21 protein-coding genes are annotated in these 15,337 nt (G+C 51.0%); 3 read left to right on the top strand and 18 right to left on the bottom strand.

The window, feature by feature from the left end; all coding sequences use genetic code 11:
• The 3 genes from C7445_RS13460 to C7445_RS13450 all read right to left on the bottom strand — a co-directional run.
• A partial coding sequence (locus C7445_RS13460) for a hypothetical protein (protein ID WP_134161122.1) occupies nt 1–240 on the bottom strand: 240 nt, incomplete at its 3' end.
• A 12-nt stretch (nt 241–252) separates the two neighbouring features.
• Nucleotides 253–627 carry a hypothetical protein gene (locus C7445_RS13455; protein ID WP_134161120.1) on the bottom strand — a complete coding sequence of 125 codons (375 nt, stop codon included), beginning with the start codon at nt 625–627 and terminating at the stop codon, nt 253–255.
• A 9-nt stretch (nt 628–636) separates the two neighbouring features.
• Nucleotides 637–954, bottom strand: coding sequence for a hypothetical protein (locus tag C7445_RS13450; protein WP_134161118.1), 318 nt, complete (start codon nt 952–954; stop codon nt 637–639).
• Nucleotides 955–1,153: 199 nt separating this feature from the next.
• Between C7445_RS13450 and C7445_RS13445 the strand changes: the two genes are divergently transcribed.
• On the top strand, nt 1,154–1,780 hold the full coding sequence (locus C7445_RS13445) for a hypothetical protein (protein ID WP_243835199.1): 627 nt from the start codon (nt 1,154–1,156) through the stop codon (nt 1,778–1,780).
• 460 nt (nt 1,781–2,240) lie between these two features.
• On the opposite strand, the gene C7445_RS13440 is transcribed toward C7445_RS13445, so the two are convergent.
• Both C7445_RS13440 and C7445_RS13435 read right to left on the bottom strand, forming a co-directional pair.
• Nucleotides 2,241–3,089, bottom strand: a complete 849-nt coding sequence (locus C7445_RS13440) for a hypothetical protein (protein WP_134161116.1) — start codon at nt 3,087–3,089, stop codon at nt 2,241–2,243.
• Nucleotides 3,089–4,033: a ParA family protein gene (locus C7445_RS13435; RefSeq protein ID WP_134161114.1), complete on the bottom strand. Its 945-nt coding sequence runs from the start codon at nt 4,031–4,033 to the stop codon at nt 3,089–3,091. Before C7445_RS13435 ends, C7445_RS13440 begins: the two co-directional genes overlap by 1 nt.
• Before the next feature lie 692 nt (nt 4,034–4,725).
• Between C7445_RS13435 and C7445_RS13430 the strand changes: the two genes are divergently transcribed.
• Complete coding sequence (locus C7445_RS13430; RefSeq protein ID WP_166669156.1) at nt 4,726–5,556, top strand: DnaA N-terminal domain-containing protein; 831 nt, start codon at nt 4,726–4,728, stop codon at nt 5,554–5,556.
• A gap of 17 nt (nt 5,557–5,573) precedes the next feature.
• Here C7445_RS13430 and C7445_RS13425 read toward each other — a convergent pair whose 3' ends face one another.
• Genes C7445_RS13425 through C7445_RS13415 form a run of 3 tightly spaced genes read right to left on the bottom strand, consistent with a single transcriptional unit; the run spans nt 5,574 to nt 7,274 of the window.
• Nucleotides 5,574–6,545: a site-specific integrase gene (locus C7445_RS13425; protein ID WP_134161110.1), complete on the bottom strand. Its 972-nt coding sequence runs from the start codon at nt 6,543–6,545 to the stop codon at nt 5,574–5,576.
• 40 nt (nt 6,546–6,585) lie between these two features.
• Nucleotides 6,586–7,002 carry a PIN domain-containing protein gene (locus tag C7445_RS13420; RefSeq protein ID WP_134161108.1) on the bottom strand — a complete coding sequence of 139 codons (417 nt, stop codon included), beginning with the start codon at nt 7,000–7,002 and terminating at the stop codon, nt 6,586–6,588.
• Complete coding sequence (locus C7445_RS13415; protein WP_208320923.1) at nt 6,999–7,274, bottom strand: AbrB/MazE/SpoVT family DNA-binding domain-containing protein; 276 nt, start codon at nt 7,272–7,274, stop codon at nt 6,999–7,001. The genes C7445_RS13420 and C7445_RS13415 overlap by 4 nt, the downstream gene beginning before the upstream one ends.
• Nucleotides 7,275–7,593: 319 nt before the next feature.
• On the opposite strand from C7445_RS13415, the gene C7445_RS13410 reads away from it, so the two are divergent.
• The gene (locus C7445_RS13410; protein ID WP_243835197.1) at nt 7,594–8,208 is read left to right on the top strand and encodes a hypothetical protein; all 615 of its coding nucleotides are present in this window, start codon (nt 7,594–7,596) and stop codon (nt 8,206–8,208) included.
• Between the two features lie 49 nt (nt 8,209–8,257).
• Here the strand turns inward: C7445_RS13410 and C7445_RS13405 are convergent, their stop codons facing one another.
• The 10 genes from C7445_RS13405 to C7445_RS13360 all read right to left on the bottom strand — a co-directional run.
• A complete protein-coding gene (locus C7445_RS13405) occupies nt 8,258–9,067 on the bottom strand; it encodes an RpnC/YadD family protein (RefSeq protein ID WP_134161102.1) in 810 nt (269 codons plus the stop codon).
• Nucleotides 9,068–9,128: 61 nt separating this feature from the next.
• On the bottom strand, nt 9,129–10,655 hold the full coding sequence (locus tag C7445_RS13400; RefSeq protein WP_134161100.1) for a PcfJ domain-containing protein: 1,527 nt from the start codon (nt 10,653–10,655) through the stop codon (nt 9,129–9,131).
• A complete protein-coding gene (locus C7445_RS13395) occupies nt 10,652–11,089 on the bottom strand; it encodes a hypothetical protein (RefSeq protein WP_243835196.1) in 438 nt (145 codons plus the stop codon). The genes C7445_RS13400 and C7445_RS13395 overlap by 4 nt, the downstream gene beginning before the upstream one ends.
• Nucleotides 11,090–11,179: 90 nt before the next feature.
• On the bottom strand, nt 11,180–11,533 hold the full coding sequence (locus C7445_RS15040) for a type II toxin-antitoxin system PemK/MazF family toxin (protein WP_134161124.1): 354 nt from the start codon (nt 11,531–11,533) through the stop codon (nt 11,180–11,182).
• The gene (locus C7445_RS13385) at nt 11,523–11,906 is read right to left on the bottom strand and encodes a hypothetical protein (protein WP_237716353.1); all 384 of its coding nucleotides are present in this window, start codon (nt 11,904–11,906) and stop codon (nt 11,523–11,525) included. The genes C7445_RS15040 and C7445_RS13385 overlap by 11 nt, the downstream gene beginning before the upstream one ends.
• Nucleotides 11,907–11,929: 23 nt before the next feature.
• The gene (locus C7445_RS13380) at nt 11,930–12,778 is read right to left on the bottom strand and encodes an ArdC-like ssDNA-binding domain-containing protein (RefSeq protein ID WP_134161098.1); all 849 of its coding nucleotides are present in this window, start codon (nt 12,776–12,778) and stop codon (nt 11,930–11,932) included.
• Nucleotides 12,779–12,884: 106 nt separating this feature from the next.
• The gene (dnaN, locus tag C7445_RS13375) at nt 12,885–14,060 is read right to left on the bottom strand and encodes a DNA polymerase III subunit beta (RefSeq protein ID WP_134161096.1); all 1,176 of its coding nucleotides are present in this window, start codon (nt 14,058–14,060) and stop codon (nt 12,885–12,887) included.
• A 20-nt stretch (nt 14,061–14,080) separates the two neighbouring features.
• The gene (locus C7445_RS13370) at nt 14,081–14,368 is read right to left on the bottom strand and encodes a LysM peptidoglycan-binding domain-containing protein (protein WP_134161094.1); all 288 of its coding nucleotides are present in this window, start codon (nt 14,366–14,368) and stop codon (nt 14,081–14,083) included.
• A gap of 93 nt (nt 14,369–14,461) precedes the next feature.
• Nucleotides 14,462–14,839 carry a hypothetical protein gene (locus C7445_RS13365; protein ID WP_208320921.1) on the bottom strand — a complete coding sequence of 126 codons (378 nt, stop codon included), beginning with the start codon at nt 14,837–14,839 and terminating at the stop codon, nt 14,462–14,464.
• A gap of 46 nt (nt 14,840–14,885) precedes the next feature.
• Nucleotides 14,886–15,337 (bottom strand): hypothetical protein (locus C7445_RS13360; protein ID WP_208320920.1); only part of this gene is annotated, 452 nt, incomplete at its 5' end.

The raw sequence follows: 15,337 nt of genomic DNA, 5'->3' as shown, positions 1-15,337 counted from the left end.
CCACTCGGCCAGCGGACGATTGGAGACTGGAACCATTGCAAAGACCACACCGACGCCTGCCCACACCATGAGCGCCAGGAAGCGCGGTTGGTGCAGAAGCGGAAGCAGAAACCATAGAACGCCGGCCATCGGGGCCATGAGACAGACCCCGATGGAAAAATGCGCGATATGCTTGGTGCGAATGCCAAAGACGAGCGTTTCACCTTCGGTCATGGGGATTGGCGAATGAACTTCAAGCATGGCGACGCCCCCTTAAAAACTCTTGCCGAGGTTATATAGCGCGCCAGCCAAGATCGCACCGCCACCAAGCATGACGCCCGATATCGCCACCCACACGAGATGGCTTTTTGCCTCCTCGCGTCGTTGCGCATGATGGGAACCCGCCATCAGGCCGATGACCGCTTTGTAGAGGTGGAACAAAAAGAGTGCACCGGCAACCGCAAAAATCGCATCATCCAGCCAACCAAGCGCTTGATTGAGCACAGAACTCACGCTCGACGAACTGCTGACGAGGGGATTTGTAATCCCGCTCGTGCTTGCTTCCACCGACATGGCTGTCGAAACCAATAGGGCACTTCCCGCATACAGACTTTTTCCTAATTGAGTGATCCATCGCTTCATGGACATGCGTTCCTCCTATCGCTGAAAAGTCGAATCAATGGACAAAATAACGCCCGGCAGAATCACCGCCGCAAGAAATCCGACGATGGCGTACAATGTGATATGAGCACCCGTACGCTTAATCCGCGCATGACTCCCAATCGAACCTACAATCCATACAAGCGCACCCACCAATACCCCGATTTCCGATAAGAAGTAGACCCAAGCGAAAACGACCTCGATGAGATGGCCAAACCCGCTTGTCACCCGATTCAGCAGCGTCCATGGGTTCACCCGCGCAAAGCCGAGTTGCGTGATCGTTTGCGTCACATTCGACGCCGTGCTTCCCGCCATACCGTCACCTCCCTTCGCTTGGTATGGCCTTGATGGAAAGAGCGTACCGAAAGATACCGAATGGTTCACGCCAACTTTAGGCCAAACGACACCACAAGCCGAGTCAGTCGCGTCTTATAAATGGCGCAAAATTGGCGCGATGATAAAGCTGGACCGTGGTAGCCTGTGTGCATAGCAACTGAGAAGGGAGACGCCAGATATGGAGAGAGTCGAATACGTGGACCGCGTGAAGCACGTGTGGAGCGAGTACCGGACGAACGACGAGGAACTCGCCTTCGCTCTTGGCATCGAGGAAGAAGCTGAATCCGTGGACGTTTCGACGAAGGATGGCGCAACAAACGTCACGGTGTTCACTACGGAGGCTGTCTATCACTTTGGCACGTTCCGCGCGGATTATGTGGGCCATGCGTCGCGCTCGTTGGTGGAGCTACTGAAACACTTCCGAATCAACCTGCCCATTGAGTACGTGGTAGCGCATCAGACGTTCCACATTTACTTAACCGGCGGGAAAATTGTCGCAGGTGAACGCGAGTATACGATAGCACTGCGAAGCGGTGGCTACGAACTTGTCGAACACGTCCAATGGCAGATGTCATCGACAGTGCTCGATACCGTTTTACGATTGGCGAGCGAGTATGAAGTATCTGCGGTTGAGATTGTGGAGAGCTCGGTGGGAGCGTTTTACACACTGTTGTCTCTGGCGAATGAATATCAAGTGGAGCCCGATGTGGTGATATCATTGTTGACCCAGATGATCAAGCAAGATTCGCCTGCCGAGGATAAGTCCACCGAGCAATACTCTGACGAACCAGAAATACTCGTCTGAGAAGCAGTGCTTTTCATCTTCCAATTTGACGCGGCACACGCTGCCAATATGCTTTTCATTTAATGTACCCATCGATATCAGCCCGTGAAGGCATGTGCAGTTCCATCGCACATGCCTTCACTTCTTCATTCAGGCGATACCGGGCTGAATCCAGTCCATGAGCATACTGCATAGATACAGACTAGCACTCAATATCAAAGTTACTGTTGTATTTAGAACTAACACTAACTCTAGCGTTAATATCAGAAACAAGTTTAAGAAAGGCATCAGCAACCGATGCCCTCGAGGTCTTCGAGAGCAATGTGTGTGTAGTTACAAAACAAATGTATCATGTGACAAAATGAGCGTTTTGCAGAATTAACGTTCGCGACGTATTTGGCGCTATATGTAGCGGGATCCATGATAATTAGACGCTATATATGGTGTGTAGGCCGCGCGCAGGAGTCATTCTGCAAAACACTCACTTAACTCCTAGATGATCGAGAAGAAAACTGATGGCGACATTGATGAACGGGGATTTGTCAAGACCGCTCTGGCGAAGGTAACGATTTAACCTTGGTTCCAAGTTTTTATCCAGATACAACGTCGTATGCGTGTAAGTATCTGTCTTCTTGATACGAGTCACGCGCCCGTTGCGAACAGTAATCAAATTCTGAGCTAAAACCTTAAAGTAATTCTCAATATACTGTTGGGCGAAAACAGACGGGTCATCCACACACTTAAAGATGTTTTCATTAACAGCAGAAACCACGTTAGAACCAGAAATGGAACTAACGTCGGAACCAGACTCCGAAGCAACTCCAGCGCTAGTGCTATATTCAGAGTTGACATTGATGTTGGGATTAACTTCGATGTCACGACTGAATGCAGAGTTAGAATTGAATGTCGTATTAGGATTAGCGCCAACACCAGAAACAACGCTAGATGTGATATCAGGATCAGAACCAACATCAAGGTTAGCCTCCGTTTTAGAACTAACAGTAGAATTAGCACCAATGTTAGAAGTCGAGCTGGACGTAATGTTGGCGCTAGCACCAATGATGGACTCGGAATTAGAATCAGTACCAGATACAGAGTTAGTGTTTGTGTCAAGGCTAGAACCAGTATTAACATCAAGATCAACACCAACGCCCGCAGTGGTATTGGAAGTAGAACTAGTCTGGTCGCTCGAATCGGTACGGGCAACAACATCATGCAAAACACTCGATTCGTGATTTTGGCCATCGGGTTGGGCAAAAAAAGCCTCATGGGCAGAACGAGGACGCTCCTTCTTCAATTGACTTCTCAATCTATCTTTACCACTTGCCATCACACCCACTCCTTCGCCACATTAATATACTGAATCGTTTCCTCGCGAAGCGACTCAAACCGAGCACGTTTCACTTCAGGTAGATCTTCCTGCAACAACTTTTCTTCAATGTAGTACAGCCGGTTTTCGAGGGCTCGCAAATAAATCGAGTCATCTCTAAAGTTTGACTCAATTCGTTCCAAAATTTCATAGAGCAAATTTTCGTACTGGGTGAGAGCCGCCTTTTGGTCTTTTCGGCTATCGGTTATTCCGAGGGTTGCAAATTCGGAGATTCTGGCCAGTCTACGGAGAACAGTATCGAAAACTAATGAGCCATAGGCTTCTAGACACTCTTCTAAAATCGAGTCCTGGAGTGTGTATCGATCTGTTAGGCCAACAGCTATCCCAGTCATAACGAGAGCTGGATTCACATTCTTCTTGACGTAAAACAAGGTTTCGAAGAACCTGGTTAGGGCTTGATAAGCATACACCTCAGCTTGTAGTACCGTTATCACGTGGTCGGAGGCCGCAAGGGCCGAAAGGGTCTGCTCGTTTAGACTCGGAGGACAGTCAATCAAGATATAGTCGTACTCATCTCGTACGACATCTAAGGTCTGTTTGAGATACAAAAGAGGAACACCAGGTCTGTTTTCCTCACGTTGAAGTTCATAAATTCTGCGTCCGTAAATAGCTAGCAAATCATCCGCTGGAAGTACATGAATTCCATCGCTGTTCACAACGATATATGGACGTGGGTTTTGATCCTCTACCGCTTCCAAGATGGTCTCGTTCGAGAACGTATACACGCTTCGTTGAAGGAGCAAAGTGCTTACGTTACCCTGTGAGTCCATATCAACTACTAATACGTTTTTGCCGCGTCGATTCAACAGATATGCCAAAATCCCCGTCGTGGTGGTTTTCCCTACCCCACCTTTTTGCAACATGAATGACAGAGTAATTGTCACTTCAACCCCCCCTGGTAGCAAATCTTATATTCATCATATCGAAAAACCAATGTCAATTCCAAAACCCGTCGCAACCTTAGTTCTAACTCCAAATATAGTGCTAAGATAACAGCCTACCTACTTGTGGATAACTTATTGATAACTTGTCGAAACAACTTATTCACAAGTGGATAAGCTGTGTGGTAGAATATCAATCAACACAGAGGAAAACTTCGCTGTTTGTGGAATGAACAACTTATACGTTTTATACGTTAGGCAATAAAAAAGCTTCGATAGGCTTGGGAACCTACCGAAGCTGTCACCAAGCGTTACCGACCAACGCTGGAGACGTTTTCTGCAGTGATTATATCATGCTATGAATCTTAGTGTCTAGAGCTTTGTAGAGCCTTGAGTCTAAAATCTCTAGGACACTATATTTTCTCAGCATAAACGTGTGCAGAGACCAGTTTTCCAGAGATGCGAGAACGCTCCTGGGAACTGGTCTTTTAAGTTTGTACCAAATAGGGGTAAAAATAAGAACCCCTTAGACCTCAGTAGATGGACTTGGTTTGGCGGCCGGGCCATCTACTGACCAAGAGGGTTCCGTTCACGTATATGCTATTTGCGGTATTAGAATAGCATACATCGCAAAAAAAGTGAACGGAAAACCTCTAGTTTCCTATACTCAAAAAATGGATAACGGGGGTTTTTCTATGAGTACACTGTCCACGCAGATCGAACAAATCTGGGGCTCGGAAGTAGTCGAGAACGGTTTCGTGCAAGTTCCGAAGGTTTTGATCCGGTTTCGCCGAAAATTGAATATCGAACACGGCGAAATGTCCTTCCTTACAGCTATTCTCAGCTACAAATTCGGTACTAGCGATCCATTTCCATCCCGCGAAACGCTCGCTGCATTCATGGATGTGTCCTTGCGGCAGATAGATAAATGGAGTGCCAGTCTGCGCAAGAAACGTTTTCTGTTGGTATATTCGGACGGTACCAGGACCAAATACAGCATCCAGCCTCTTATTGAACGTTTGAAAATGATGTGTTCCGCAACTGAACCAGAAGTACAACGAGCTACTTCGCTAACGAATGAACCTGTGGTACAACTTGAAGCAAACAAAGTTGCACTTCCGGTCGAACCGCTTGGACAAGAAGTACAAGATGATGTTGTACCTGAAGTTCGGACAGAATATAGTACCGAATATACTTCTAGGATCTCTAAAGATCCTGATCCTAATCCTAAGAATATAGAGACATGTGCCACGTTGATTGAGTATGAGCCTGAAGTAGAATTCACCGAGTCCGACCAAATACTCTGGGATCACGTACAGAAAGCATTACAGACAAAATTTTCACCAAGTACATTCGCAACTTGGTTCGGCGACACACGCGCATTTGTCAGGAATGGTGTTGTAACGGTATGTTCGTCTATTCCATTTGTGGCGAAGTGGGTGGAAGAACACTATAGAGACCTGCTTTTACAAACGTTCATGAGATTCCAGAACAACATTTTTGAAATTCAGATTAAGACGGCTTAGACACATTCCAAAGGTGTCTACAATCCAATCCTTGCCGCCGCATTCGAACGGAACAGATTGCCGTCGCGTATGTACCGTCGCACCATCATGGGGTTCTTATGCCCGGTCTGCGCCATGATGTCTCGTTCCGACGCACCAGCCATCGCGGCGGACGTGGCCAGACCAGCGCGCAAGCTGTGGCCGGCAAAGCGGCGCTTATCCAAGCCGATGCGCTCGACATACTTTTTCACGATGCGTGCCACGGTTTTATCGGATAGGTGCGTTGTGCCAATTTGACGACCTTTGGTCACGTGCCGAAACAGTGCGCCTGATTCAATGCCGGTTACCTCCAGCCATGCCTGAAGAGCTCGAACCGGGCACGTCTCGATGAAGGACCCGTACGGAATGCCCACTTTTCGTCCTTCGCCAGCTTGGTCCGTTTTGCTGCGGCGCAATGTGATGACAAGGCCTTCCCGGGTGAACTCGATATCCTCGACATTGAGCGAGATCAGTTCCGAGCGTCGGAATGCCCCGGCGAAACCGATGAGCAGAAGTGCGCGATCGCGTAGTCCCATCAGGTCGTTTGGGGCGTGCTGTAACATTCGTCGCAAATCTTCGACCAGGACAGGGGACTTGCCGTTTGGCGCTACGCCAATCGTATTCCGAATGCCACGCCATACGGCCTTCACCGTTTCGTCGGATGTTGGAGACGCATGCCCCCTTGTCTTATGCGCAAGGCCGATGGAGATCATATGTCGTCCAATCGTACTGGCTTTGTAACCCAGGTCGGCCATATCGGACAGATACAACGCTACGACGCGAGGTTCGGCAGGCAAAGAACAGAGCCCTCGCGTTTTGCACCAGCGAGAGAACGACTGCCAATCCGATTGATATGCCTTGATGGTGTTTTTCGCTTTTGAGCGGCGCACATACTCGCTCGCGCTTTCCATCAAGTTGGAGAGTTGCGTATCAACCTTTGTGGATTCGTGGTATATGAGTGATTCGTCCATGGCCGCCGTGCCTCCAGTACGCAATCGACGTTCCGGTCGTTCAGTCCGTGTACTCCGGGACATGCAGTGCTACATTGAGCCGTTGAAAGTCGCGGTTGAACGAAACCACATTGCCGTCGGTGTCCCGGCTCTTGCATGCCAAGTACGCATCGGTGAAATCGACGTCATGCTCAGCGAATAGCATCAATGACTCCGTCAAACGGTCCTTGTCCTCACATGTGACACCTTCGAGAAGCAGGATTTCCGACAGAGCACGCGCCACCACCGAGCGTTCGCGACGGTAGACCGGTCCTGTGAGCGCATGGACGCATTCTGCGAGTACCATCGTGTCGATGTGGACGACGCACTCCCCTTGTTCCGCTTGTTCAAACATCCGTAAGGCGGCATGATACATTCCGTCATGGTCTCGCAAAAGATACCGGAGGATGATGTTTGTATCCGGAAACCATGTTCTCACTGATGGTCACCATCCTTATCTTCCAAGCGCATACCCAACTCCTCTTGCGTTCTCCTGCGTACTTCGCCTAAAGGAATATATCCTGTATCCGTCTGATGAAGATAGCCACCTAACTCGCGAGCCGTCTTTTTCCGAATCGGACGGATCACAATGTCTCCGTTGTCCATGTACTGAAACATCACCTTATCTCCTACCTTGATTCCTTCTTTCTGACGAATCTCCAACGGTATAGTGATTTGATACTTCGATGTAACGGTACTGATATGTATCACAATCGTCGCCTCGTTTCTTACATGAGGTATTGGTATGAATATTATACTTCAATGTGCATTCGTATGAGAGTTTCATACATCGTTCGAACTGTAAGTTTGCGTCCAATAATACTCTATTATCGGACATAAAAGAGTGGCGCAAAATTGGCGTGGTTTGCACGTGTGAGATTCGGTACACTGGTCGTGTAGATTGGTGTTAGGAGTTGGAATCTTGCATCCACATGAACCTGAATTCGAAATCCTTACGCAAGTATGGGAATCTAAATGCCGACTACCAAAGGTGTCGGATTACAGAAGGATATATCGAGAACGGAAGACCGTGTCTCCAGAGCAAGTGATTCAAAAATACGGAACATGGTCAAATGCGCTGGTCGAATTTTTCAATGCGTATTTTGGGCTCCACGGCTATCCGGCCATTCCCGATTATCTGTTGGGGGCATTGGTGTCTCGGGCGAAGGTCGTGCGGGATAAACGGGGTCGATGGTTCATGCGATTCGTTTCAGACGACCAAGCACAAATATCAATCCTTCGCTCGTTTATGCGCCGTTCCAATGTCTATCCGGTGCGAAAAGGGAAGTTGAGCTTGTATGTGCGGTGTTACGACGTCGATCTCATGTATGCGTTTGAACACGCTTGTGCGACCGAGCCTGTGTTTCGGCCGACGGTGGATTTTGTACGCGGTTACATCGACACGCACAGCCACTTTCGCATCGACCCGGCAGGCCGATACCGCCTGACACTCACAGGGCCGCTTGTGCCGGAATGTCACGACTTTCTTGTCGCGCTTGGCGCGAGAAACACGCGCGTGACAAGCATCAAGGCGTCCTATCGGATGAATCTGCACGCGGGGAGCTTGCGGCGCGTTCGCGAGGTGCTGTATCCGCCGGGTTGTGTGTGCAATCCGGAGATACGCCAGAAGATGTTTTCCGTCTAGAAAGAACATCGGCCTGCCGAAGCGTGAATGCTTCTGACAGGCCGACTCGTTAATGCGATTGTTTCCGCATGAGATCTTCGATCTCTTGCTTAGATAGCCCCGTGGTATCTGCGATGTCCTCGATCGCCACACCTTTACGGAGCATATTTTTGGCAATTTCAATTCGACCCTTCATGATGCCTTCTTGAAGCCCCTCATGACGCCCTTCTTCATAAAGTTCCTCTGCCAACTTCGACACCTTCCTCAGCTCCTTTCGAAGTTGTACCCGTTGTTCCTCCGTGAGACCCTGATCGCCTAGGACGAGAATTGCACTCACGACCAAATCTCGTTCGGTCTCATCTGGCACTTGCGGAATGAGTTCCCGCACACGTTCAAAGGTCTTCTCTTGGCTCTCCAAGCGCATGTTGAGCGCGAGGCCCAGCCGTATGCGGTCGCTCGGTTCCCACTGTCCAGCACGCAGGTGACGCTCGACCTCGTTCAGCGCCTGGTCGCCGTCGAGTTGCGATAGGAATACATTCTCGACGCGGTAGAGCGCCGTTCCAATGTCCAGTTCATCCGGCGCGCTCGTGACGCTTGCGTGGTAGAGCACGACCGTGCGAATTCTCACGCGATGCTCGTTTGCCAAGCGGGCGTCGTATTCCAAAAACCGATGCAGCGTCGACTCGCGCTTCGTCTGAAATTCGAGATGAAACAGATCTCTGTTCGCCATACGCCACACGCGATCCATGCGCAGCGTGTTGGCGGGAAGTTCGGTCGCAAAAGGTTCCGCCAGTTCCACACCATGAACACCCAAGACATCCAGGGCGCCGCCGGAGAGGGAACGGGTGAGAACCTTCATGAGCGTATCCTGACCAGGCATGTGTACACTCCTTTGCTTTCAGTATATGGGATTGCCGAAGACTCGACAATCCCGTGACAACTCAACTGGCTTTTTGACGACGATGACGCTCGCGACGTTGTGCAACGCGGCGAACGAATTGTTCCACGAAGGCTTGTTCGTCCTCGTGAAGTGGTCGGTTTCGCTCGCCGCGCGCCTGGCGCAAGACGTCTCCTTGCATTTCGATGGTGCATAGCGGCGTATCCGGGTTGGATACACATCGCATGAGAAACAAGTCCGTTTCACCCATCGCATATCGTTTCGCATACCTACCGACGCAGTGATGGAGGATTTCGCCTTCCTCAAAGAGCTCGTGGACACTGCGTGCCGGTCGGATGACGAAATGGCCATCCGTGTAACCGAGTGGTTCGAGTTCAGGCAATCGCGCTTCAATGAGAGCAGTAAGTCGCTCATCGCGCTTGATGCGCACGGCCTTCATCAGTGTGTCGTGCATCTCGCGGAGATTCGATGGGAATACGTTCCTCGTCGTGTTGAGCGGAATCCCGAGTTCCGTGCAAAACCGCAGGTAGTCGTTCCATTCGATGAGTGTATAACCGATCGAACGGTACCCAACTTTGCGGAGTTGTTTGAAAAGGTACTTTGCGATCTCGACTTCGGACGCGAGCGATGCTCGAGCCTCAATCTCTCTCCAGTGATGAGGGAGCAACAGTTCGCGCAGAATATGGGCTTCTTCCGGTGACACCATCCACCTCAGGCGCCTCCACGTCTGGTAGCTGCGGAGCGATAGCGGCTCGATGATGTCTGCCAGCTTGCGAAAGGCTTGGACATCCGCGCGTGGCATGCGAAGTACTTTCTCCATCGTTCTGCCGCGCCAGTGGATAGCCCCATATGTGCGCCGTCCATCCAATTTCGCCATCACCAATCTTGCGAATCCGAGTTTGGTCAGATACTCGATGCATGGGTATCGACTGGCGAGTTCGAAAAAGGTGAGGAGTGTGTTGTACTGCTCGCAATACGTCTCCCACCCGCTGTACTGAAGAGGTGTTCCAGCTACTGCGGCTCGGATGCTCTCATGTGAGCACCAGATTTCGATGGCGTTCCAACCCATGGCCCCGACGGGCAACGGATGGACGTTCCGGCGCGGTTTCCACTCGCCTGACCAGTCCAAGCGCATCATGGTGCCGCCGCGTCCCGGCACAAACACGTACCGGGCGCGTGGCTGAAAATGCGTCTCAACGTTGTGGTAGTCGCCAGAGTAATCCCGCCAGGCGTAGTACCAGGTCGCGACCACCGTTTGGGCATCGATCATCGACTTCTCGTACCACACGATGTACGCGACGTCGATCAGGTGTGTGCGCCCGCGTCCGCGATGCTTGACCACGCACGTCGATCCGCATTGGAGACACACCGCCTGGTCGTTGTGACGAAAGGCGTCCTTTCCGACACCGAGCGGATACGTTTCCCTGCAATGCGTGCAATATGCCATTTGCACCTTCCCGTCGCGCCAAACAAAGAGGTACCGACTTTGGAGAAACGCGACGTCACGTGCATAGTCGATAAGCGCTTGACTAGGTTGTGTCGGAAAATGCGCGAAGAAGTCGTGGCTCACAGCGCCTCGCCCCCTTCCGCATCGTCGAAGAGCGAAAGTTGCGTCACAGCCGGAGCATGCGAATGTTTGGCTGTTGTCGTGGATTTCGCGGTTGCCGCGCGTGTTGGTGTGGCAATTTGCGCAAGTGGTTGTGGCTCGGGTGGAATGTCAAACGGCTCACCGTCCCAGCAATCGAAGTATCGGAGGACGATGCCGTATCCGTCCGCGTCCGAAATCACGGCCACATTGCCCACGCGCTTGGTTTCCGCATACCGACGCATCGCGTCGAGACTCTTGAGGATGGTCTTGCCTTCGGCAAGTATCCTTTCTGCGTGTTCTGGTTTCTTTTCGAGGTACGCCAACAAGTATTGCCCAATCATTTGAACGTAGGGATGTTTTTCGTTGGCAGCCATCTCCGTCGTAAGTTTCTCAACAGCCTTTTCGTATATATCCATAATCGATTCGCTCCTTTGCCCATCCCCGATGTCACGGGGGATGGGTAAGTGTATCCCCGCGTGATTCGGGTTTGGTGCAAAGGCGATGTGTTATTGCAAATGATGTTGAATGTCAAATAGCTGAATCAGTTTACTCGCTACGAGATCACGGGTTTCGTCTGAGATGTGTCCCAACTCATACCGGATGATTTTTGTCGTTATGCTTACCATCCGATGTAACCGAATCACGGACGAAACCTTCAAGCCTGTTAGTGTGAATGTATCCGTTGCCGCATGTAAGACGATGTCGGTTGGAAGTGGATGCAATGGAACTTGACTGCTGATGAATGCAACCACTACATGGTCATGGGCACTTATTGGTTCGGTGAGACACAGGGCTGGCCTTACTTTGTGCGACTGTAGGTCATCAAATGGAAATGGGAGGAGCACAATTTTATGTTTCATCTTCATAAGGAATCGGCTTCCCATCTTCTACGGTGTATAGATCTTCACTCGGATCGTCCAAGAACTCGAAGGCCGGATTTCGAGCCAAAGCATGTAGCCATGCTTCTTCAGGGATATCCTCTGCAGTTGACAACGCTGATGAAAGGGCAAACTCCTCAATCATTTCTTGCAGAATGGTATCAATCGCACTTAGTTCGCCTTGAAGGAATTGTCTGCTATCTTGCATTTCTCGTAAGTTCAACTGGTTGACCAAAACTTGTCTTCTGGTACGAAGACGGTGTACAAATTCGGATATTTTCTGAGCGGTTGATGGGTCGGACATACGCCATCCCTCCGCCTTCATTGTACAGAACACAAGAAGGGACGTATACATGGACGATCCTCCTGTCGAGTAAATTACATGGCTTTTTTTGAATCATACGATTGATCTTCCAAGGCCTTTAGGATTTGATCCGCCGCCTGCTGTATCCTCGTGCCGCACGCCTTGAGAGCAGCCAGTGCGTCCTTCCCACTCCATCCGGCGATGTAGCTGAACGAGTAGTCCGAGGTGTCGAGCCCAAGTGCTTGCGCAACGACGAATGCGGTGGATTCTGCCTCCAGTTCGATGAATGGTTTTCTCATAGCATCAACAGGACCATTGCTGTGCAATAGCCCGTGTGCCCATTCGTGAATCAGTGTTTTCGCTTTGTGTGCAACGGGTAATGCGTGGACGATCTCAATCTGGTGAGTGAACAAGTTGAATTTCCCATTCGCTCCACCTAGTGATCCCACTTCATCCACGGGGAACGGGCATGCCTGTTGCAGCTTGGTATACAGGTGGCTCTCACCCGTAAGAATTTTTGGACTCTCAACGCTTGGCAACGGCTTGCCATCCGTCTGCGACACATCGAACACGTACACGACGCGGTAGCCGTAGAGGATACGCTTGTTCTCTTCCTCCTGTGGCGTTTCACCGGATTCCTCCTTGGTCGGATCGGCCTTGTTCGTTTGTTTCTTGAGCAACGGCGCGAATATCTCAATGCCGTGCTCGCCTTTTTTGACAAAACGGCCAAGTGCCTTCCATCGATTGTAACCCGCTACCCATGTAGCATTGGGCTGTTGAATCGAAATGAGCAATGTGTTGGCGAAGCTGTACTTATGAAATGTCGCTTGGAACTGAAGAAATTTGCGCCATTCCTCTGTATCGAGAAGTGTTTCCAGTCCTTGCTCCAAGCGCTCCATGGCTACTTTCACCTTTTCGTTCATGTATCGCTTCCCGCATCATCACCAAAGAGGGAGTCCCCTCTGATGATGATGAGGGGACTTCCTCCCTTCCAATGTTCGGTGGGTGCAGCGAGTTTAGGTGAAACGCTCAGCTGACTTGCCGCTGATTCTCCGTCGTCGCAGAAGAGCGAGCAACCGTGGCGATTAGACTTGTCCCGGATTCATCCACGGGACGCAACAGGCACGGATGCATCGATCCATTTAGGCCGATTTCCACCTTTTGCACACCTTCCATCGCTTTGAGCGCCGCAATCCAGTAATGGACATTACACAAAAGTTCCACTGGATCTTTCGTGCCTTGGATCGTCTCCAGGGTTTCCTCGGCGTAACCGTATTGCGTGGACGTGGCTGACACGGTGAGACCGGATGGTGTAAATCGAAACTCGGCTCGTTGCTGATCGGCCTCGGATAAAATTGCCACGCGTTCACATGCCGTAAGCAGCCCTTGACGCTCGATTACGATGCAATGTGCCGTGCGTTCTGGAATCAGTCGAGCGGTATTCGGGTACGTACCTTCAAGGCCTCGAAGCGCCATGTGAAAGGCATCATCTCCCCACGACACCGTGCATGACGAGGTGCCAAGCGTGAAGGTGACTTCTTCATCGTCATCCGATGCAGGCAACGCCGCGGCCAACGTGTCGAGCAAAGCCGCTGGAATGACCAGCTGCCGGTTTTCGCCGGAAACCTCCTCGCAGGGCACAGTGAATTGCGCCAAGCGAAGGGCATCGGTCGCGATGGCCGACAAGTCTCCGTCTACCACGGCCAAGTTCACACCAGTGAGAATCGGGCGCACCAGATTCTTGGCGGCCGCGTAGCTCGTGCGTCGAATCAAGCGGTGGAGATTCGGCGCGAGTACCTGTGCTTGTGTCACCTGTTCATCGGTGTTGCCGTATGGTGTAAAGAGATGCGGATTCAGTCCGGCAAGATCATACTTGGTCTTGCCGAACATCATGACCGTACGCTCTTTCTGGGTTTCCAGCGTGACGGGACCGTTGGCACGTTTGATGATTTCGTGCACTTCTTTAGCCGGAAGTAGACACGAGCCTGATTCGTCGATTTGCACGCTGGTAGAAGTGGCTTCGACGAAGAGCGTGCGCCGAAACGACATGTCTTCGCTGGTCACATAAAAGTCCACACGATCTTGTTCTCGTTTCGCCTCGATGAGGACGTGCTTGAGAACAACCTTGTTCGTCGTATTTGGAACGACGCGTAATAGCTGACGTAACAACTTTTCCAGATCGATATTCGAAAACGTTGCCTTCATACGTGATTCCCTCCTTTAAGTTAAAAAACCAGCCGAGTCCAGAAGGGCGACATTTTCGTCGGCACTTCCAAGACTTCGCCTGGTTGCAGGGTTTGGTCCAAGGAGATGTGGTTGTGTACCGCAATGGCATTTACCACATCCCATGGATTGGCCGGACATTGCTCAGCAAGCGACCACAACGTTTGCCCAGGGGCTACAACGACTTCGATCCAGCCTGTGAGAACGGGCGGTGCGAAGCGAAGCATGAGCAAACTGATCAAGCAGGTCGCGATGGCGAGCCATCCGGCGTATTGTTTGAGTTTTAGCATGCATATCCCTCCGTGGATGAAGTCACCCACGGGACCCGCCGCCCGAGGGTGATGAACCCCCGGTTGGCGGGTGGGGATGGAACCTTTAGAACGTCAGAGCGTCAACATCTTGTCGAGCGTGGTCTTTGTCCCGGTTGGATGCTCCAGAACCATCTCTTCGAGCTTACCCACGAGCAATAAGTCCCACGAACGGTTCCCGCAGTGCTCGCAAACGAGCGTAGGCACACCATCAATGGTGACTCCGTTGTTTGTTTCAAAGGTATCCAAGCGTTCGATTGCCGGCTGTCCGCAGCGGGAGCAACAGGCGGAATGTTCTAGTTCAATCGGTTCTTGGTACGACGCAACCGCGCGTCGAAGCAGTTCTTCCGTATTTCCGTGTGTCCACAGTCGAGCTTTGAGTTCAAGCACGTTCCATACCTCCTCGCCGAGGCGGTGTTTGAACGCGATATCGTTCGCATTGGGGTGGCGCATTCGGATCAGGCTCCTTTCTGCATCACCCATTCTACCCGAACGATGATCACGTGTTGGCATGTTTCCAACACAATCGCACCGTATAGGTCTCATCCCACATGTGCGATGTTTGGGACGGATCATACACGGTTGCGACAGTTAGCCGCTTATTGTGACCATTTGAGACAATAACCAAATGGAGAGGGCGATACACGCCCGGAGCCACTTTCGCGTAGCCCAACCAGAGCCATTTGCTCATCGTCTTCTCTTCGTTGTGGATACAAGTAAAGTGGATACAATCGCCGTTCTCAAAGGCTTGGCTGGATTGCCAGGCTGGAATCGCGCGTTGAAACTCCCGTTCTTCCACGTGAAGAGACCAATCCAACTTGTATCCGATGAAGATGAGATGGCGAAGTTCATCGCCACGTTTCATTGCATGCTTTGTTCCATGCATCCAAGTATTTCGCTTGGCTATACAATCCGAATGGCGGCATGCCATATCCTCACCTCCCGTGGATG

Origin of the sequence: Alicyclobacillus sacchari, assembly GCF_004366795.1 — a bacterium.
GTDB classification, from domain to species: Bacteria; Bacillota; Bacilli; order Alicyclobacillales; family Alicyclobacillaceae; genus Alicyclobacillus; species Alicyclobacillus sacchari.
Note: the sequence above shows the minus strand (reverse complement) of the source record. Positions and strands in the feature narration are given on the sequence as shown.